We start from the raw sequence: 21539 nt of genomic DNA, 5'->3' as shown, positions 1-21539 counted from the left end.
GGGCGGCGTTCCTACGGCGGACTCAGTCGAAAGTGCCCAGTTCGCCGTCGAGGATGCCGAACAGCTCATCGGCCGTGGCCGATTCCAGCCCCTTGTCGCCGGCGGCATGCTTCTCGTCGGTCTGCCACTGCGCCGAGCCGTCCCAGCGGGCGTTGAGGACCCGCAGACGGGCCGCGACCCGGGCATGCCGCTCCTCGTCGAGCCCAGCGGACTCCAGGGCGGCGCTCAGTATCTCCTCCAGACGCACCACCTCGGCCTCGATGTCCACGAGGTCCTCGTCGACAGCGCCTCCTCCCAGTTCGTCGAACAGGTGCTGCGCGAGGGCGTCGGAGGTGGGGTAGTCGAAGGTGAGCGTGCTCGACAGCCGAAGCCCGGTCTCGTCGGCGAGCCGGTTGCGCAGCTCCAGAGCGGCGAGCGAGTCCACGCCGAGGTCCCCGAGGGAGCGTTCGGCGTCGATGACGGTGCCGGATCCGTGCCCGAGGACATCGGCCACGTGGCGGCACACCGTGGCCACCAGCAGCTGTCGGCCGTCGGCGGCTCCGATCCGGGACAGCCGACGAAGCAGCGACTCCTCGGTCTTGGGCGAGGGACCGGCGGCGCCCGCCACACGACGGGCCGGTGCGCCTGCAAGGGCCCGGACCAGTGCGGGAGCTTCGTCGGTGACCTGCACGCGTACCGGAAGCAGGAGCGGACCGTCCGTGTTCATCGCCCGGTCGAACAAGGACAGTGCGCGGTCGACGGACAGCGGAAGGATGCCGTCACGGGCCAGCCGGCGCATCCCGGTCTCGTCGAGGCCGGCCGCCATGCCCTCGCCGGTGTCCCACAGGCCCCAGCCCAGTGACAGGGCGGGCAGGCCCTCGGTCGTCCGCAGCTCCGCGAGAGCGTCCATGAAGGCGTTGCCCGCCGCGTAGTTGGCCTGCCCGGCCGCCCCCAGGGTGGCAGCGGCGGAGGAGAAGAGCACGAAGGCGTCCAGGCGCTGGTCACGGGTCAGTTCGTGCAGATTCCACGCCGCGTCGGTCTTCGGGCGCATCACGTCCCCCGTGCGGGCCGCGGTGAGGTCGGTGAGCAGCCCGTCGTCCAGGACACCGGCCGCGTGCACGACGGCGGTGAGCGGATGCGCCTTCGGGACGGTGGCCAGGAGTTCGGCCAACGCGGCCCGGTCCGTGGTGTCGCAGGCGGCGATCGTCACCTGGGCGCCGGGAGCGATGGAGTCGTCGTCCCGCTCCGGTTCCCGGGTCCGTCCGGTGCGTCCGACCAGGAGCAGGTGGCGGGCGCCGTGGCGTTCGGCCAGGTGCCGGGCGAGTCGGCGGCCGAGGCTGCCGGTGCCGCCGGTGATGAGGACGGTGCCATCCGGGTCGAACGGGATCCCGGACGCGTTGCCCGATCCGTCGGTCCGCGCGAGTTCCGGGGTGTGGACCACGCCGCCGCGCAGAGCCAGCTCCGGTGCGCCGGTCGCGACGGCGGCGGGCAGGAGAGCTGCGGAGGCGGGATCGTCGTCGGTGTCGGCCAGGACGAAGCGGCCGGGGTGCTCGACCGCGGCGGATCGCACCAGCCCCCAGATCACGGCCTGGGCCGGATCCGGCGGCCCGTCGGCTCCGACGGTGACCGCGGATCGGGTGACGATCACCAACGGAGCCGCGTCGGGCGGGCCGGCGAGGTGCTTCTGCAGCTCGGTGAGAGCCCGCACGGCCGTCTGACGCGCGCGTACGGGCAGATCCTCCGCCGGATCGCTCTCCATCGTCAGGGTGTGAATCTCGTGCACTGGGCCGTCCGCGGACACGGGCAGGGGCTTCCAGCGCAGCGCGAACAGGTCGCCGGGTTCGGACGAGGCGGCGTTCAGCTGCTCGGCCGAGACCTGGCGCAGGCGCAGCGACGCGGCCTGGGCGACCGGTGCGCCGGTGGCGTCGTGCAGGCTCACGGTCATGTGGTCGGCGCCCTGCGGAGCCAGTCGCAGCCGCACGGTCGTGGCCCCGGTGGCGTACAGGGTGACGCCCTCCCAGGCGAAGGGGAGTGTCATGACCGTCGGATCCTGGCCGTCGAGCAGGGTGATGGTGTGCAGGGCCGAGTCGAGCAACGCGGGGTGCAGTCCGTACCCGTCGGCCGCGTCCTCGCGCGGCAGTACGAGTTCGGCGCAGACCTGGTCGCCGACGCGCCATGCGGCGGTCAGGCAGCGGAACAACGGACCGTAGTCGTAGCCCTGTGCCGCGAGGTCGTCGTAGGTGCCGCTCACGTCGACGGGGACGGCGCCGGCCGGTGGCCAGGCCGTCAGCGGTGCCGGTTCGAGCGGGGTCCGCGGTGCGAGGACGCCGGCCGCGTGCTGTGTCCACGCGTCCGTGCCCTCGACGCGGGCATGCAGCGTCAGCCGCCTGCGCCCGGCGGGATCGGGCCCCGCGACAGCCACCTGGAGCTGGACGAAGCCGTGGCGGGGCAGCACCAGGGGCCGCTCCAGGGTGAGTTCCTCGACGTGCGGGCACTGGGCGTGGGTCCCGGCCTCCAGGGCGAGTTCCACGAAGGCACTGCCGGGGACCAGGACGACTCCCGCGACGGCGTGGTCGGCGAGCCACGGGTGGGTGGCCAGGGAGAGCCGGCCCGTGAGCGCGACGGTGTCCGCACCCGCCAGCCCGAGGGCGGCGCCGAGCAGGGGGTGCCGGACCGGTGACTGGCCCAGCGCGCCGGCGTCGGTGGCCGCGCCCGGGCCGTCCGTCAGCCACAGTCGTTGCCGCTGGAACGGGTAGGTCGGCAGGTCGACGCGGCTCACGCCGGTGCCGACGATGAGCCGGCCGAAGTCGACGCTCAGGCCGCGGACATGGGCGGTGCCGAGGAGGGCGGCGAAGGTCACCTGCTCGTCGCGGCCCCGGCGCAGCACCGGTACGAACGCCGACCGCTCCGAGTCGGTGACGGCGTGTGCGCCCATGGCGGTCAGGACCGCGTCGGGACCCAGTTCGAGGAAGGTGCGCACGCCGTCCGTCTCCAGGGTCCGGACCGCGTCGCCGAACCGGACCGTCTCGCGGACGTGCCGCACCCAGTACTCGGGCGAGCACAGGTCGTCCTCCGTGGCGTGCGTGCCGGTGACGTTGGAGATCACGGAGAGGGTGGGCGGGCTGTACCGCAGTTCGCGGGCCGTCTTCTCGAACTCGGCCAGCATGGGGTCCATCAGCGGCGAGTGGAAGGCGTGGCTGACCCGCAGGGCCTTGCGTCGACGTCCTGGGAAGGCCGCGGCGACGGCGTCCACCGCGGCCCCTGCGCCGGAGACGACCACGGCCGTCGGGCCGTTGACGGCTGCCAGGGACACGTCGGGCCCGAGGTGAGGCAGCACCTCGTCCTCCGTCGCGTCCAGCGCGAGCATGGCCCCTCCGGCGGGCAGGCCCCGCATGAGACGGCCGCGGGCGGTCACCAGGCGGGCCGCGTCGGCGAGGTCCCAGACGCCGGCCACGTGGGCTGCCGTGAGCTCTCCGACGGAGTGCCCGGCGAGCCGGTCCGGGCGGAGGCCGCAGGCGGTCAGCAGCCGGTACAGAGCGGTCTCGACGGCGAAGAGGGCGCTCTGCGTGTAGAGGGTGTCGTCGAGCGACTTCGCGTCGTCGGTGCCGGGCTGCGCCCACATCACCTCGCGCAGCGGGCGGTCGAGGTGGGCGTCCAGCGCCGCGCACACCTCGTCCATGGCATGCCGGAAAACGGGATGGGCGTCGTACAGGCCGCGCCCCATCCCGGGGAGCTGAGCGCCCTGCCCGCTGAACAGGAACGCAGTGCGGCCGGCTACCGGCCGGCCCCGTACGACGCTCTCGGCGGTGCCGCCTTCGGACAGCGTGGACAGCGCGGCGAGGAGTTCGTCCTGGTCGCGGGCGACGACGGCGGCCCGGTGAGTGAGGGCGGCGCGCCCGGTGAGCAGGGAGTGGGCGAGGTCGGTGATCCGCCGGTCGGCCACCGTACGCAGCCGCTCGGCCTGGGCGGCCAGCGCCTGCGGGGTGGCTGCGGAGAGGACGAGGGGCAGCACAGGACCTGAATCATCTGGTCCGTGCTGAGGGTCGGTGTCGATGTCGTCGGCCGGTGCCTCCTCCAGAATCACGTGCGCGTTCGTCCCACTGATCCCGAACGACGACACCCCCGCCCGACGCACCCGCTCACCCCGCACCCACGACCGCCCCTGAGACAACAACTCCACCCGCCCCACACCCCAGTCCACCTTCCGCGACCCCACCCCCACATGCAACGTCCGCGGCAACCACCCCTCCCCCAACGCCAACACCATCTTCATCACACCCGCCACACCCGCAGCCGCCTGCGTATGCCCCACATTCGACTTCACCGACCCCAACCACAACGGCACCCCACGCCCCTGCCCATACACCCCCAACAACGCCTGCGCCTCAATCGGATCACCCAACGCCGTCCCCGTACCATGCCCCTCCACCACATCCACCTCAGACGCCAACACCCCCGCAGCCGCCAACGCCTGACCAATCACCCGCCGCTGCGACGGACCATTCGGCGCCGTCAACCCATTCGACGCACCATCCTGATTCACCGCCGAACCCCGCACCACCGCCAACACCCGATGCCCCAACCGACGCGCATCCGACAACCGCTCCAACACCAGCATTCCGGCGCCCTCCGACAGCGCCGTGCCGTCCGCCCCGTCCGCGAAGGACTTGGCGCGGCCGTCCGCGGCGAGATTGCGCTGCCTGCTGAAGTCCACGAAGGTGTCGGGGGTCGACATGACGGACACTCCGCCCGCCAGCGCGAGCGTGCACTCCCCCTGACGCAGCGCCTGCGCGGCGAGGTGCAGGGCCACCAGGGACGACGAGCACGCCGTGTCCACGCTGAGCGTGGGCCCTTCCAGCCCCAGGGTGTAGGCGACCCGGCCCGAGGCGACGCTGCCCAGGCTTCCGTTCCCGAGGTAGTCACGGACGGCCTCGGGGACGTCGCGCAGCCGGCTGCCGTAGTCGTGGTACATGATGCCGGCGAAGACTCCCGCGCGGGTGCCGCGTACGGCGTGCGGGTCGATTCCGGCGCGTTCCAGCGCCTCCCAGGAGATCTCCAGCAGCAGCCGCTGCTGCGGGTCCATGGCGAGGGCTTCGCGGGGACCGATACCGAAGAAGTCGTGGTCGAAGTCGGCGGCGTCGTAGAGGAATCCGCCCGCGCGGGTACTGCAGTGGCCGGGCTTGCCGGGTTCGGGGTCGTAGAGGCCGTCGAGGTCCCAGCCCCGGTCGTCGGGGAAGTCGCCGATGCCCTCGCGGCCGTCGGCGAGCAGGCGCCAGAAGTCCTCGGGCGTGCGGACACCGCCCGGGTAGCGGCACGCCATGCCGACGATGGCCACGGGCTCGTCCGTCTGCTGGACGACCGTGGACGTCGTCGCCGCGGCTGTCGCGGTCTCCTCGGCGTCCGGTCCGAAGAGCTCCGCCCGCAGGTACCTCACCAGGGCGTCGGCGTCCGGATGGTCGAAGACGAGGGTCGCGGGAAGGCGCAGGCCCACGGCGGTGCCGAGACGATTGCGCAGTTCGACGGCCGTCAACGAGTCGAAGCCGGCCTCGCGGAAGGAGCGACGCGGGTCCAGCGTCATGTCGGCGTCGTGTCCGAGGACGGCCGCGACGTTCGTGCGCACCAGCTCCATCAGGGCGGTGTCCCGTTCACCGGGGTTCAGGGCGGCCAGCCGGTCGGTGACGGAGGAGACGGTGGCGCGGGTCGCGGCCGTGCGCCGGGCGGGCGTGGGCACGAGGCCGCGCAGGACCGGGGGAAGGCCGTCGCTGCCTCGCAGGGCCCGCCGGTCCAGGCCGACGGGCAGCAGGAACGACGCGTCGGTGGCGAGTGCGGCGTCCAGCAGACGCAGCGCCTCCACTGTGGGCAGCGGACGGACACCGGCGCGTGCCATGCGCTCCACCTCGGCGTCCGTGAGGTGCGCGGTCATGCCGGTGCGCTGTTCCCAGAAGCCCCAGGCGAGGGAGAGCGCCGGCAGGCCCTGTGCGGCACGGTGACCGGCCAGGGCGTCGAGGAATGCGTTGGCGGCGGCGTACCCGGACTGGCCCGCGCCGTCGACGGTGCCCGCGGCCGACGAGAAGAGCACGAAGGCCGCGAGCTCGAGGCCGCCGGTCAGTTCGTGCAGGTTCCACGCGGCGTCCGCCTTGGGACGCAGGACGGCGTCCAGGCGCTCGGGTGTCTGGTCGGTGACCAGACCGTCGTCCAGGACCCCGGCGAGATGGATGACCGCGGTCAGGGGGTGTGCGTCGGGTGTCTGCGCCAGCAGCGCGGCCAGGTCCTCGCGATCGGCGGCGTCGCAGCGGGCGACGACCACCTCCGTACCCTGCGCCCGGAGGTCGTCGAAGTCGTCCGCCGCGACACCGCTGCGCCCGGCGAGGACCAGGCGGCCCACGCCGTGCTCGGTGGCCAGGTGCCGGGCGACCACGGCACCGAGCACACCGGTGCCGCCGGTGATCAGCACCGTGCCGTCGGGGTCGAACGAGGCGGCCGTTCCCCTGGCCGATGCGTGCGTCAGGCGGGGCGTGTGGACGGCGCCGTCGCGCAGGGCCAGTTCCGGTTCGCCGCTGCCCGCGGCGGCTCGCACCGCGGCGGCGATCCGGTCGGTGTCCGCTCCGTCCGGGGCGGCGTCCACGAGGACGAAGCGCCCGGGGTGCTCGCGCTGGGCTGCGCGGACCAGACCCCAGACGGCTCCGCCCGGCAGGTCGGTGACATCCTCCCCGTCGGTGGCGATCGCGCCCTGGGTGAGCACGACCAGCCGCGCCTCTTCCGTACGGTCGTCCGCCAGCCACTCCTGAACGACGGCCAGCACCCGCTCGGTCTGCGCGCGCACCCCGCGCAGCGGATCGTCGCCCCCCGTGATGGGCAGAACCACCCAGGCCGGGACTGTGTCCAGAGTGTGCACGCCCCGTTCGTCCAGTACGGCGTGCTCGGGAGTGGAGCTCTCCGGGACGGGCAGCACCGGCCAGTCCAAGCGGTACAGGTCCTCTCCCCCACCCCGCGAGCCCAGTGTGCCCGGGTCGACGGGCCGGGAGACCAGGGCCTGGACGGCCGCCACCGGAGTGCCGGTGGGATCGGCCAGCTCCAGCGACAGTGTGTCGCCTCCTCGGATGCGCACGCGCAGGGCGGTGGCCCCGGCCGCGTACAGCGACACACCCGTGAAGACGAACGGCAGCCGAGCCGTGGACTCGCCGTCCGCCACCAGGCCGTCGGCGTGCAGGGCGGCGTCGAACAGCGCCGGATGGAGGGCGAAGTCTTCTGCTTCGGCCGGCAGTTCCACCTCGGCGTACGTCTCGTCTCCGCGCCGCCAGGCCGCGCGCAGGCCCTGGAAGACGGGCCCGTAGTCGTAGCCGAGGCCGGACAGTTCGGCGTAGGCCTCGTCCGTCGGGACGGGCTCGGCTCCCCGCGGCGGCCAGGCCGCGAGGTCGAAGTCGGGGACGGTGGTCTGCGGGGCGAGCAGCCCCGAAGCGTGCAATGTCCAGCTGTCGTCGTCCGCGCCTTCGGAGCGGGAGTGAACGGTCACCGCACGGTGCCCGGCCTCGTCGGTGGCGGCCACGAGCAGTTGGAGCTGAATGGCACCCCGCTCGGGCACCACCACAGGCGCGTGCAGGGTGAGTTCACCGACGTGCCCGCAACCGAGTCCGTGACCGGCGCTCAGCGCCAGCTCCACCAGCGCGGTGCCGGGCAGCAGGGTGGTGCCGGAGACGGCGTGGTCGAGGAGCCAGGGCGTGGTGGTCGTGGAGAGACGGCCCGTGAACAGGGTGCCGCCCTCCGCGACCGGCACGGCCGCACCCAGCAAGGGGTGACCCGCACTCTCCAGGCCCGCGGCGGTCAGGTCACCGGTGGCGGCGGACCGGCCGAGCCAGTAGCGCTCCCGTTGGAAGGGGTACGTGGGCAGGTCGGCGGCCCGGACCGGTATCCCCGAGAAGGCCTCCGACCAGTCGACCGGGAGGCCCGCCACGAACGCCTCGCCCAACGAGGTGAGCAGCCGGTCGGCGCCTCCGTCGTCCCGGCGCAGGGAGCCCACGCCGGTGATGGTCGTGTCGGCCGCCTCGGCGGTCTCCTCGACGCTGTTCAGCAGCACCGGATGAGGGCTGCATTCGACGAACACGCCGTAGCCGGCGTTCAACAGGGACCGGGTGGCAGGCTCGAAGAGCACGCTCTGCCGCAGGTTGGTGTACCAGTAGCCGGCGTCCAGCGTGGTGGTGTCCAGCAGGCCGCCGGTGACGGTGGAGTAGAATGGCACGTCGGCCGCGCGGGCGCGTACGTCCTTGAGGTCCGCGTGCAGGCGCTCACGCAGCGACTCGACGTGGGCGCTGTGCGAGGCGTAGTCCACCGGCAGCCGCTTGGCGCGTCCGCCGTCGGCCACGACGGTTTCGCGCAGGGCGTCGAGGGCGTCGGCGTCCCCGGAGAGCACGACCGAGGACGTGCCGTTGACCGCGGCCACGGCGACCCGTCCGTCGTAGGCGGTGGCGAGTTCGCGTGCCCGGGACTCCGGCAGCGCCACCGACATCATGCCGCCGCGGCCGGACAGGCCCTCGGCGATGGCCCGACTGCGCAGGGCCACCACGCGGGCTCCGTCGGACAGGGTCAGCGCACCCGCCACGCAGGCTGCGGCGATCTCCCCCTGGGAGTGGCCGATGACGGCGGCAGGGTGCACACCGTGTGCGCGCCATACCGCCGCCAGGGACACCATGATGGCCCACAGGGCGGGCTGGACGACGTCCACCCGCTCCAGTGGTCGGCGGGCCCGGAGGGTGTCGACCAGGTCCCAGTCGGTGAAGGGAGCGAGAGCCTCGGCGCAGTCGGCCATGGTGGCGGCGAACACCGGTGAGCTGTCGAGCAGGTCGGCCGCCATGCCGGCCCACTGGGAGCCCTGGCCGGGGAAGACGAACGCCACCCGGGACTCCGCGGCCGGTGCGCCGTGGGTCAGGAGGGCGGCCGGGCCGCCCTCGGCCAGAGCGGTGAGGTGGGCGGTGAGTGCGGGCAGGTCGGAGGCGACGGCGACGGCCCGGCGGTCCAGGGCAGCGCGGGTGGTGGCCAGCGTGTGGGCGACGTCGGGCCCGGGCTCGGTGCCGGATTCCAGAAGTTCCGCGTGTTCCAGGTGTTCCAGGATGCGGCGGGCCTGTGCGGACAGTGCGGCGTCGTCGCGGGCGGACAGCACCAGCGGCAGCGGCCGGTCCCAGACCGGGGCGTCGGTGCGCGCCTCGGGGTCGGGTGCCGCCTCCTCCATGATGACGTGGGCGTTCGTGCCGCTGATGCCGAAGGAGGACACGGCGGCTCGGCGGGGCTCGTCGGTGGCGGGCCAGTCGCGCGGCTCGCCGAGCAGTTCGACGGCACCGGACTCCCAGTCGACCTGAGTGGTGGGCCGTTCGGCGTGCAGGGTCATGGGGAGCCGGCCGTGTCGCATGGCCATCACCATCTTGATGACGCCTGCGACACCGGCGGCGGCCTGGGTATGCCCGATGTTGGACTTCACCGAGCCCAGCCACAGGGGCTCCCCGCGGTCTTGGCCATAGGCGGCCAGCAGCGCCTGGGCTTCGATCGGGTCGCCGAGCGGGGTGCCGGTGCCGTGGGCCTCCACGGCCTGCACCTGCCTGGGCTCCAGGCCGGCGTCGGCGAGCGCGGCGTGGATGACGCGCTGTTGGGAGGGCCCGTTGGGGGCGGTCAAACCGTTGGACGCGCCGTCCTGGTTCACGGCGGTACCGCGCACGACGGCCAGCACGCGGTGACCGTTGCGGCGGGCGTCGCTCAGCCGTTCAAGGAGCAGGAGGCCGGCGCCCTCGCCCCAGCCCGTTCCGTCCGCGCCCTCCGCGAAGGATTTGCAGCGACCGTCCTGGGCGAGACCCCGCTGCCGGGAGAAGTCGATGAAGGTGTCAGGGGTGGACATCACGGTCACCCCGCCGGCCAGGGCGAGGGTGCACTCACCGGTGCGCAGGGCCTGCACGGCCAGGTGGAGGGCGACCAACGAGGAGGAGCAGGCGGTGTCGATGGTGACGGCGGGCCCCTCCAGGCCGAGCGTGTAGGAGACGCGGCCGGAGGCGACGCTGCCGAGGTTGCCGTTGCCCAGGTAGCCCTCGACGCCCTCCGGCACCTCGGTGAGCCAGCTGCCGTAGTCGTGATACATGACACCCGCGTAGATGCCGGTGCGGCTGCCGCGCAGGGTGTGCGGGTCGATGCCCGCCCGCTCGCACGCCTCCCACGCGGTCTCCAGCAGCAGACGCTGCTGCGGGTCCATGGCGACGGCCTCACGCGGGCTGATACCGAAGAAGCCCGGATCGAACTGCGGGGCGTCGTAGAGGAACCCGCCCTCGCGTACGTGTGTGCGGCCGGGAGCGTCGGGGTCGGGGTCGTAGATGGCGTCGGTGTCCCAGTCACGGTCCTCGGGGAAGTCGCCCACGGCGTCCACGCCGGCGTCGACGAGGTGCCAGAGCTGTTCGGGCGTGCTGACGCCGCCGGGATAGCGGCAGCTCATGGCGACGACGGCGACGGGTTCGTGCGCCGCCTCGGTGATCCGGTCGTTGTGCCGGCGCAGCCGCTCGTTCTCGAGCAATGCCTCGCGCAGCGCCTCGACGATCTGCTCGACGGATGTGTCCACGGTCGGTGTCGCTCCCTGCTGACTCGGCGGCGCTGATGAGGTGATGGGGGTGCCCCGGTAGTGGCGGCGGACGGTGCCGGACGCGACTCGTCGTCCGGCACCGGGCGAGGTCATTCGGGACTGCTGCGGTTCATGGCCGCCCGCACGAGGTCGGCGACGGCCATGGATTTGATGTCCATGACCTGCTCGGAGGCTGTCGTGGCGGACACGGGCTCGGTCAGTTTGAGCAGTTCGTCGAGGATCCCGGCGTCGCGGATCCGGGCGACGGGGATTCTGGAGATGAGGGCGCTCACCTCGTCGTCGGCCGACGCGTCGACGATGTCCGGACCTGTGGCGGGTGCGAGCCGTTCGAGCAGGTGGCCCGCGAGGGCCATGGGCGTGGCGTAGTCGAAGACGAGGGTGGACGGGAGGCGCAGGCCGCTGATCGCGTTCAGCCGGTTGCGCAGTTCCACGGCCGCGAGTGAGTCGAAGCCCAGTTCGGTGAAGGCGCGACGAGGCTCGACGGCCGAGGGGCCGTCATGGCCCAGGACGGTGGCCACCTCGGTGCGCACCGCGGTGAGTACGGTGTGCTCGTGGTCGGCCGCGGGCAGCCCGGCCAGCTGCTCGCCGAGGGTGCGGGTGTGGTGGTTCTGGCCGCCTCCGGCGGTGATACCCGCCAGGGTGCGCAGTACCGTCGGCACGTCTTCACCGCGGCGGCGCAGCGCGGTGGTGTCCAGCCGGACAGGGACCAGGGCGGGGTGGTCGGAGACCAGCGCGGCGTCGAAGAGTTCCAGTCCCTCGTCCGGGTCGAATGCTCCGATGCCGGAGCGGGCGACGCGGCGCACGTCGCCGTCGTCGAGGCCCGCGCCCATGCCCGCGCCGTCCCACAGGCCCCAGGCGAGGGAGGTGGCCGGCAGGCCGCGGGCGTGACGGTGGGCGGCCAGGGCGTCCAGGAAGACGTTGGCTGCGGCGTAGTTTCCCTGGCCGGAGGCGTCGATGGTGCCTGCGGCGGAGGAGAACAGCACGAAGTGGGACAGCTCGCGTGCGAGGGTGAGCTGATGGAGGTGCCAGGCGGCGTCCGCCTTGGGCCGCAGCACGGTGTCGACGCGCTCGGGGTTGAGCGAGGCAACCGTGCCGTCGTCCAGGACGCCCGCTGTGTGCACGACACTGTCGACGGGGTGGGCGGCGAGCAGTTCGGCGAGCGCCGCACGGTCCGCGACGTCGCAGGCGACGATGTCGGCGTGGGCGCCCAGAGCGGCCAGGTCCCGGCCCAGTTCCGGGGCACCGGGCGCGTCGGGGCCGCGGCGCCCGGCGAGGACCAGGCGGGTGACGCCGTGCCGTGTGACGAGGTGCCGGGCGAGCAGGGAGCCGAGTTCGCCGGTGCCGCCGGTGATGAGGACGGTTCCCCAGGGGCGGCCGGCGTCCGGGAGCGTCGCCTCACCGGCGCGTACCAGGCGTAGGGCATGGGCCCGGCCGTCCCGCCACAGGACCTCCGGCTCCCCGGAGTCGAGAACGGCCGCGAGTGCGGCGCGATCGGGCACCGCGGCCTTTGCTCCGTTCGGTCGCACGAGCACGATGCGGCCGGGATCCTCGGCCTGGGCGGCCCGCACCAGGCCGTGCACGGCGGAGTGGGCGAGGGTGTCTCCAGTGAGCACCACCAGCGTCGACCCGGCCCAGCGCTCGTCACGGAGCCATTCCTGGACGGTTGCCAGGGTCGTGTTGACCGCGGCACGCACGGTGGCGAGCACCTGATCGTCATCGGTGCGGGGGGCGTTCACCGGGAGGATGACGACGTCGGGCTCCGGGTGGGTGATCGCGGTGAGGTCGGGGTAGGCGCGCGCTCGGAGCCCGAGGTCCTCGGGGCCGAGCACGGCCCAGGTGAGGCGGTCGGGGCGCCCGGCCGCCTCCGGGAGCGGTTCGCTGTCGACCACGTACAGGGAGCGCCGCCGTCCGGTGAGCCGGTCGGCGGCGACGGGCCGGGTGACGTAGGACTCGACGGTGGCGAGAGGCCTGCCGTCGGTGTCGGTCAGGTCGAGGCGGGTGCCCTCCTCCCCCCGGGTGACCCGCACCCGGGCGGTCAGGGAGGCCGGCGCGTGCACGGCGACCGCGGACCAGGAGAACGGCAGGTCGACGGTGCCCGTCGCGCCGTCCTCGCCGGGCTCGCCGTCGGCCAGTGACGTGGCGTGCAGGGCTGAGTCCAGCAACGCGGGATGCAGGGTGTGGCGGGCGACGTCCTGCCGGGCGTCGGCGGGCAGTTCGAGCTCGGCGAGGACGGTGTCGCCGTGCTGCCAGGCGGCCCGTACGCCGCGGTGGAGGGGACCATAGTCGTAGCCCTGGTCGTGGAGCCGAGGATAGAGAGCGCCGATGTCGAGTGGCTTGGAACCCGGCGGCGGCCAGGTGCCTGCCGGGGCGGGCGCAGCGATGACGGAGGCGGTGAGCGTCCCGATGGCGTTCCGGGTCCAGCTCTCGTCCTCGGGGGCGTCCTCGGTCTTGGAGTGGATCTCCACCGTGCCGTCGGGCCGGGCGAGGACCTGGAGGCGTACGGCGCGGTCCTCGGGTATGGCCAGGGGGGCTTGGAGAGTGAGTTCCTCCAGGGCCGGGCGGCCGGTCAGCCGGCCTGCGTACAGGGCCAGGTCGACCAGGGCGGCCCCCGGCAAGAGCACCGTGCCGAACACGGCGTGCTGGGTGAGCACCGGGTGCGTCGCGGTGGAGATCCGTCCGGTGAGCAGGTGCCCCGCGTCGCCCGGGAGATCCAGACGCGCGCTGACGATCGGATGGTCGAGGGTCGCGAGACCGTGGCCTGCGGCATCGCCCCTCGGGGCCGCCGTGGGCAGCCAGTAGCGGCGGTGTTCGAAGGCGTAGGTGGGCAGGTCGGTGGGTCGGCCGGCGTAACTGCCGTAGCACACCGACCAGTCGACGTCCGAGCCGCGGGTGTGCACGGCGGCCAGCGCGGTGAGCAGGCCCGGGATCTGCGCGGTGTCCTTGCGGCCCGTGGGGATGAAGGCGGCCCCCTCCGCGTCGGGCAGGCAGTCGGGTCCCATGGCCGTCAGCGCGGGCGTGGCGCCCAGTTCGAGGAAGGTGTCCACTCCCTGCGCGGCCAGCGTCTCGACCGCGTCGGCGAAGCGGACCGTCCCGCGGACGTGCCGCACCCAGTAGTCGGCGGAGCCGAGTTCGGACGCCGTCGCCTGCACGCCGGTGAGGGTGGAGACGATCGGCAGGGCCGGTTCCGCGGTCTCGACGTCCGCCATGATCTGGTGGAACTCGTCGAGCATCGGCTCCATGCGCGGTGAGTGGAAGGCGTGCGAGACGTTCAGGCGCCGGGTGGTGGTGAAGTGCGCGGCGACGGCGGCGACGGCGTCCTCGTCGCCGGAGACGACCACGGCGCGCGGCCCGTTGACGGCGGCGATGCCGCACCGCTCGTCCAGCAGCGGTGCGACCTCCTCCTCCGTAGCCTGTACGGCGATCATCGCGCCGCCCGACGGCAGGGCCTGCATGAGCCGGCCTCGCGCCGCCACGGCTGTGACGGCGTCGGCCAGTGACCACACGCCGGCGACGTGTGCGGCGGCGAACTCGCCGACGGAGTGACCGGCGAGCCACGCCGGCCTGAGCCCGAAGGACTCCAGCAGCCGGTAGAGGGCGACCTGGGTGGTGAAGAGCGCTGCCTGGGTGTAGGCGGTGCGCTCCAGCACGTCTGGGTGGTCGCCGAGGACCACTTCGGCGAGCGGTCGTTCCAGGTGCTTGTCGAAGAGGCCGGCGACGCGGTCGAAGTGCTCCGCGTAGACGGGGTAGGTGTCGTACCAGTCACGGCCCATGCCGGGGCGCTGGGCGCCCTGCCCGGAGAACAGGTAGGCGAGGGTGCCGTCGGTAGCCTCTCCTGTGATGACGAGCCCTGGGGCCTCGTGGCCGCGGGCGAGGGCGTCCAGCGCTGCGTCGGCCCGCTGCGCGTCGGCGGCGAGGACGACGGCGCGGTGCGGATGGGCGCCACGGGTGGTGGCCAGGGCGAAGCCGAGATCCTGGGGCGTTGCGCCGGACAGTTCTCGCAGGCGGGTCGCCTGCCCGCGCAGTGCCTCGGGCGAGCGGGCGGAGACCGGCAGAGCGAACAGGGGCGGAGCACCCGCCGGATCCGGCGTTCCGGTCTCCGGCTCGGCCTGCGCGAACTCCTCCAGGATGACGTGGGCGTTGGTGCCGCTGATACCGAATGAGGAAACGCCGGCGCGGCGTGGACGGTCCGGAGCCGCCGGCCAGGTGCGCTCGTCGGCGAGGAGCCGGACCGCGCCCGCCGTCCAGTCGACCTGATGCGAGGGCGCGTCGACGTGCAGGGTGCGCGGCAGCCGGCCGTGCCGCATCGCCATCACCATCTTGATGACACCGGCGACACCGGCCGCGGCCTGCGTGTGTCCCATGTTCGACTTGATCGAGCCGAGCCACAGCGGTTCGTCGTCGGGCTGCCGCTGCCCGTAGGTGGCCAGCAGGGCCTGGGCCTCGATCGGGTCGCCGAGCGTGGTTCCGGTGCCATGTGCCTCGACGGCGTCGACGTCGGCGGTGGTGAGCCCGGCGGCGGCCAGGGCGGCGTGGATGACGCGTTGCTGGGAGGGGCCGTTCGGGGCGGTCAGGCCGTTGGAGGCGCCGTCGGAGTTGACTGCCGAGCCGCGTACGGTGGCGAGGACCCGGTGCCCGGCCCGCAGAGCATCGGAGAGACGTTCGACCACCAGCATGCCGACGCCCTCGCCCCAGCCCGTGCCGTCGGCTGCGGCGGCGAAGGACTTGCAGCGGCCGTCGGCTGCCAGTCCGCGTTGCCGGGCGAAGTCGACGAAGGTGTCCGGGGTCGACATGACGGTGACGCCGCCGACCAGGGCGAGGTCGCACTCGCGCTGCCGGAGTGCCTGAGCGGCCAGGTGCAGGGTGACCAGCGAGGAGGAGCAGGCGGTGTCGACGGTGACGGCCGGCCCCTCCAGCCCCAGGGCGTAGGCGACGCGGCCGGAGACGACGCTGCCGAGGCTGCCGTTGCCGAGATAGGCGGCGAGCTCGTCGGGAACGTCGGTCAGCCAGGTGCCGTAGTCGTGGTACATGACGCCCGCGAAGACACCGGTGCGCGAGCCGCGTAGCGCGGCCGGGTCGATGGCGGAGCGCTCCAGTGCCTCCCAGGAGACCTCCAGGAGCAGGCGCTGCTGCGGGTCCATGGCGGTGGCCTCGCGCGGTCCGATGCCGAAGAAGCCGGCGTCGAAGTCAGCCGCCTCGTAGAGGAAGGCTCCCTCTCGGGTGTAGGTGCGGCCGGGTGTGCCGGGCTCGGGGTCGTAGAGGTGCTCGGTGTCCCAGCCCCGGTCGGAGGGGAAGTCGCCGACCGCGTCGACGCCCTCCGCGACCAGGCGCCACAGGTCCTCGGGGGAGCGTACGCCGCCGGGGTAGCGGCAGCCCATGCCGACGATGACGATCGGATCGTCCTCGTCGGCCGGGCGGACCGGCGCCGGTTCGGCGGTCGGCTCCGCGGATCCGAAGAGACCCGCGCGTATGTGGTCGGCGAGGGCGCGCGAGGTGGGGTGGTCGAAGACGAGTGTGGCGGGCAGTCGCAGCCCGGTGGCCGTGTTGAGGCGGTTGCGCAGTTCCACGGCGGCCAGGGAGTCGAAGCCGAGTTCGGTGAACGCACGCGTCGGGTCGATGGCGGACGGGGTGTCGTGCCGCAGTACTGCGGCCACCTCGCTCCTCACCAACTCCAGCAGAGCGCGTTCCCGGTCGGCGACGGCGAGGCCCGACCATCCCGCGTCCTGCTGGGACAAAGCGTTGGACGCGGCAGAGGTGGCGGTGCGGCGGGTGACCGGGCGGACGAGGGCTTGGAGCAGTGGCGGAATGCCGTCGGACCGGCGGCGCACGGCGGTGGCGTCGATCTCGACCGGCACAAGGTGAGGTGCGGCCGAGCGGACGGCCGCGTCGAAGAGGCGCAGAGAGTGGTCGGCGGAGAGCCCCGGTATGCCGGCCGCGGCCACACGTTCCCGTGCGGCGGCGTCCAGCGCGGCGCCCATGCCGGTACCGGTGTCCCACAGACTCCAGGCGAGGGCGGTGGCGGGCAGTCCCAGGGCGGCGCGGTGCGCCGCGAGGGCGTCCAGGTAGGCGTTGGCCGCGGCGTAGTTTCCCTGGCCGGGGCCGTCGAGGACGGCGGCGAGCGAGGAGAACATTACGAAGTGGGACAGCTCGCGTCCAAGGGTCAGTTCGTGCAGGTTCCAGGCGCCCGTCGCCTTGGCGTGGAAGACCTCGTCCACCATGTCGTCGGTGAGGCTCTCCACGATGCCGTCGCGTACCGTGCCCCCGGCGTGCACGACGGAGTCGACGGGGTGCCGGGCCAGGAGAGTGCGCAGCGCCTCCCGGTCGCCGATGTCGCGGGCCTCGACGGTGACCTCGGCGCCCAGCGCGGTCAGTTCGGCGTCCAGTTCGGGCGCGTGACCGCGGCGGCCGACGAGCACCAGTCGGCGTACGCCGTGGGCGCGCACCAGATGGCGGGCGAGCAGGGCACCGATCCCACCGGTGCCCCCGGTGATCAGGACGGTTCCCCAGTCGGCGGCGGACCGGGGTTCGGCCTGCGGCTCGGCCATCAACCGGGGCACACTGAACCGGCCCTCGTCCAGGGAGAGTTCCGGCTCTCCCGTGGTGAGCACCTGGCGCAGTTCCGCCTCGGTGGGCAGAGTGTCGTGCTCGACGAGTACGTAACGGCCCGGGTTCTCCGCCTGGGCCGAGCGGACGAGCCCACGCACGGCCGCACCGGCGGGGTCGGCGGGCGCGGTGACGACGACGAGAGGGGTCCCGGCCGACCGTTCGTCGGACTGCCAGATGTGCAGCAGACGCAGGACCTGCAGGACGCGCGCCCGCGCGTCGTCGGCGTCCGCGCTCGGGGAGCCTGGCGGGCGGTGCATCACGGCATCGGGGGCACGTCCGTCGAACAGCGCGTCCACGGCATGTGCCAGGGCGTCGCCGGCCGGGCCGTCGGGCAAGTTGTCGGTCGAGGCGTCGGTCGAGGCGTCGACCCCGGCGTCCAGAACGGCGGTGCGCAGCGGTGCGGTGGCCGTCGGCCGGGGATACGGCGACCACCGCACCGCGTACAGGACATCGCCGTCCGGTACGGGCACGGACGTCATGGCGTCGATGTCGGCGACCGGCGTTCCGGTGACGTCGGCGAGATGCAGGGCGAGAGTGTCACCGCCGGTACGGCTGATCCGTACTCGCAGGGCGGAAGCGCCGGTGGCGTGCAGGCGGACACCGGTCCAGGCGAAGGGCAGCAGAACCTCGGAGCGCGGCGGGGCGCCGATGTCGGCGGCGTGCAGCGCGGCGTCCAGCAGCGCCGGGTGGAGTCCGAAGCGCCCGGCGTCGGCGGCGGTGTCCTCGGGCAGCGCCACCTCGGCGTAGACGTGGTCGCGGTCGCGCCAGGCGGCGCGCAGACCTTGGAACACGGGGCCGTAGGCATATCCCTGGTCGGCGAGGTCCGCGTAGGCCCGCGACACGTCCAGCGGCTCGGCGTCCGGCGGCGGCCAGGCCCCCGGCCCGTCGGCGATCGCGGAGGCGGGGACGTCGGCGAGCACTCCGGCCGCGTGCTGCGTCCAGGGAGCGTCGTCGGCGACACGGGAGTGGACGGTGACGCTGCGGCGGTTGGCGTCGTCGGGCTCCCCCACGGCGACCTGGACGGCGGTGTCCTCGTCCGGTGCGAGCACCAGCGGGACGCCGAGGGTGAGTTCCTCCAGGACGGTGGTGCCGACGTGGTCGCCGGCTCGCAGGGCGAGTTCGACGAAGGCGGTACCGGGCACCATGACCCGGCCCGAGATGACGTGGTCGGCGAGCCACGGGTGGGTGCGGGTGGAGAGGCGGCCGGTGAGGACGACGCCCTCGGCGCCGACCGCCACCACGGCCGCCAGCAGGGGGTGTCCGGCGGCGACCTGGCCCAGAGCGGTCGCGTCGGTGGGGGTGCCCGGCTCCAGCCAGAAGCGGCGGCGCTGGAACGGGTAGCCGGGCAGCTCGACCCGGCGGGTGTCCACACCGGCGAAGTGGCGTGACCAGTCGACGGGGACGCCGCGCGCGTGCGCCGTCGCGAGTGCGGCGGCGGCCTCGCGTGGCTCGGGACGCTCGCGCCGCAGTGTCGGCACGAAGGCGGCGCCGGGCGCGTCTGTGCAGTCCGGGCCCATCGCCGCCAGCACCGCGTCGGGGCCGAGCTCCACGAAGGTGCGCGCCCCGATGTCGGCCAGCCGGCGGACCGCGTCGTGGAAGCGGACAGGGGCCCGGACGTGTTCGACCCAGTACTCGGGGTCGCACAGTTCACGGCCGACGAGGTCGCCGGTGACGGTGGAGACCACGGGCAGCGTGGGCTCCGCGTAGTCCAGCACCCGCGCGACCCTGCGGAACTCGACCAGCATCGGGTCCATCAGAGGTGAGTGGAAGGCGTGGCTGACCCGCAGGTGCTTGGTGTCGTGTCCGCGCGCGGCCAGTTGCCCGGCGATGCGCTCGACCTCGTCGCGGTCGCCGGAGACCACGACGGAGGCGGGGCCGTTGACCGCCGCGATGCCGGTCAGCGGGGTGAGCAGCGCGGCGACCTCGTCCTCGGCCGCGCGGACGGCGATCATGGCGCCGCCCTCGGGAAGTCGCTGCATGAGGCGACCGCGTGCGGCGACGAGGATCGTGGCGTCCTGCAGGGTGAGAACACCGGCGACGTGGGCGGCGGCGATCTCCCCGACGGAGTGTCCCGCGAGGTGGTCGGGTGTCATGCCCCAGCTGTTCAGGAGCCGGTGGAGGGCGACTTCGACGGCGAACAGCGCGGGCTGCGCGTATTCGGTGTGATGCAGCAGCTCCGCCTCGGGGGTGCCCGGCTCGGCGAAGAGGACGCTCTTGAGGGGCCGGGGCAGCTGGAGGTCGAAGTGGGCGCAGATCTCGTCGAGAGCGGTGGCGAACGCAGGTTCGGCGGCGGCGAGTTCCCGGCCCATCCGGGCGCGCTGGCTGCCCTGCCCCGTGAAGAGGTAACCGAGTTCGCCTCCCGCCGGCCCGGTCACGGGGGTGGCCCCCGAGGCCACGGCGGTGAGGGCGTCGCGCAGCTCGGCACGGTCGGCGGCGACGAGCACGGCCCGGTGCGGGAGGGTGGCGCGGGTGGTGGCCAGGGAGTGCGCGAGGTCCGCGGGTTCCGTGGTGTCCACGAGCGGCAGCAGATCGGCGGCGCGTGCCCGCAGGGCGGCGTCACCGCGTGCGGTGAGCGGGAAGAGGAGCGGGGCGGGCGGGGCCGGGGCGGGGGACGCGGGAACGTCGGCGGTGGGCGTGAGGGCGTCCGGACGCTCGGCGTGGTCCTCGGGGTCGGGCTGTTCGAGGATGATGTGCGCGTTGGTGCCGCTCACGCCGAACGACGACACCCCGGCCCGGCGCGGGCGTCCGGTGTCGGGCCACGGCCTGGGCTCGGTGACCAGTTCGACGGTTCGCGAGGACCAGTCGACGTGCGGCGTGGGCGTGTCGACGTGCAGGGTCGCGGGCACGTGGCCGTGCCGCATGGCGAGGACCGACTTGATCACGCCGGCCACGCCCGCGGCCGCCTGGGTGTGCCCCAGGTTGGACTTGACCGAACCCAGCAGCAGGGGCTGGGCCGGATCGCGGCCCTGCCCGTAGGTGGCCAGCAGCGCGGTCGCCTCGATGGGGTCTCCGAGACGGGTTCCCGTGCCGTGCGCCTCGATCACGTCTATGTCGGCGGCGGTGAGCGCGGCCTCGGCCAGTGCCCGGCGTATCAGGCGTTGCTGAGAGGCGCCGTTGGGGGCGGTGAGGCCGTTGGAGGCGCCGTCCTGATTGACCGCGGATGCCCGCACCAGGGCCAGCACCCGGTGGCCGTTGCGGCGGGCCTCCGAGAGCCGCTCCAGGACGAGAACGCCGACGCCCTCGGCGAAGCCCGTACCGTCGGCGGACGCGGCGAACGCCTTGCAGCGGCCGTCCGGCGACAGACCGCGCTGCCTGCTGAACGCGGTGAAGACACCGGGACCGCCCATGACCGCCACCCCGCCGGCCAGCGCCAGTGACGACTCACCCTGCCGCAGCGAGCGGCACGCCAGGTGGACCGCGACCAGCGACGCGGAACACGCCGTGTCCACGGTGACCGCCGGCCCCTCGGTGCCCAGGACGTAGGCGACGCGACCGGATATGACACTGGCGGCGTTGCCCGCCAGCAGATGGGCGTCGAGTCCGTCCGGCGCGTCGTGCAACCGCGGCCCGTACTCCTGTACCTCGGCCCCGAAGTACATGCCGGTCTGGGTACGACGCAGAGCCGTGGGGTCGATGCCCGCGTCCTCCAGCGCCAGCCACGAGGTCTCCAGTACCAGCCGCTGCTGCGGGTCCATGGCGAGTGCCTCGCGCGGGCTGATACCGAAGAAGTCGGCGTCGAATTCGGTGGCCGTGTCAAGGAAGCCGCCGGCGCGGGCGTAGCTGCTGCCCGGTACCTCGGGGTCTTCGTGAAAGAGTCCCTTCAGGTCCCAGCCCCGGTCCCGGGGAAAGCCCGACAGCACCTCGCCGCCGTCGGTGAGCAGCTGCCACAGGTCGTCCGGTGTCCCGATCCCCCCGGGGAAGCGGCAGCCGATGCCGACGATCGCCACGGGGTCGTCGTCCGGGCCGTCACCCGCCGGCCCGGACGGAACGTCGTCGCCGGCGGTCGCTCCTCCGCCCAGCAACCGGTCGGTCAGGGCGTGCACGGTGGGGCAGTCGTACGCGAGGCCGACCGGAAGGTCGAGTCCGGTGCGCGCGGTCAGACGACGGTGCAGGTCCACCGCCGCGAGTGAGTCCAGCCCTTGTTCGGCCAGTGGTACAGAAGGGTCCAGTGTGTGGGTGGTGCCGGGGCGGGCCGCCTCGATCGCCTCCGCGACGGCGGTGCGCACCAGCTCCGTCACCAGTCTGCGCGCTTGCGACGGCACGGCCGTGGCAAGCAGTCGCGCCAGGGCTGTTTCGGATCCGGGCCCGTTCATCCACGCCTCTCCACTTTCGACCGACACCGTTTGCC

Annotated in this window: 2 protein-coding genes; both read right to left on the bottom strand. The window is 73.5% G+C overall.

All coding sequences use genetic code 11. The annotated features are described in order from the left end of the window. Positions 1-22: 22 nt before the first annotated feature. Positions 23-10567 carry an SDR family NAD(P)-dependent oxidoreductase gene (locus tag ACFCZF_RS07030; protein WP_376670785.1) on the bottom strand — a complete coding sequence of 3515 codons (10545 nt, stop codon included), beginning with the start codon at positions 10565-10567 and terminating at the stop codon, positions 23-25. A 110-nt stretch (positions 10568-10677) separates the two neighbouring features. Further along, the gene (locus ACFCZF_RS07025) at positions 10678-21504 is read right to left on the bottom strand and encodes an SDR family NAD(P)-dependent oxidoreductase (RefSeq protein ID WP_376670784.1); all 10827 of its coding nucleotides are present in this window, start codon (positions 21502-21504) and stop codon (positions 10678-10680) included. Positions 21505-21539 lie beyond the last annotated feature (35 nt).

Source organism: Streptomyces sp. NPDC056296, from assembly GCF_042268605.1.
Classification (GTDB): domain Bacteria; phylum Actinomycetota; class Actinomycetes; order Streptomycetales; family Streptomycetaceae; genus Streptomyces.
The sequence above is the reverse complement of the archived record's forward strand: the minus strand, read 5'-3'. Positions and strand labels throughout refer to the sequence as shown.

Coding starts and splice junctions, on each gene's coding strand:
- ACFCZF_RS07025 (WP_376670784.1), bottom strand. CDS start 21,504: ATGAACGGGCCCGGATCCGAAACAGCCCTGGCGCGACTGCTTGCCACG.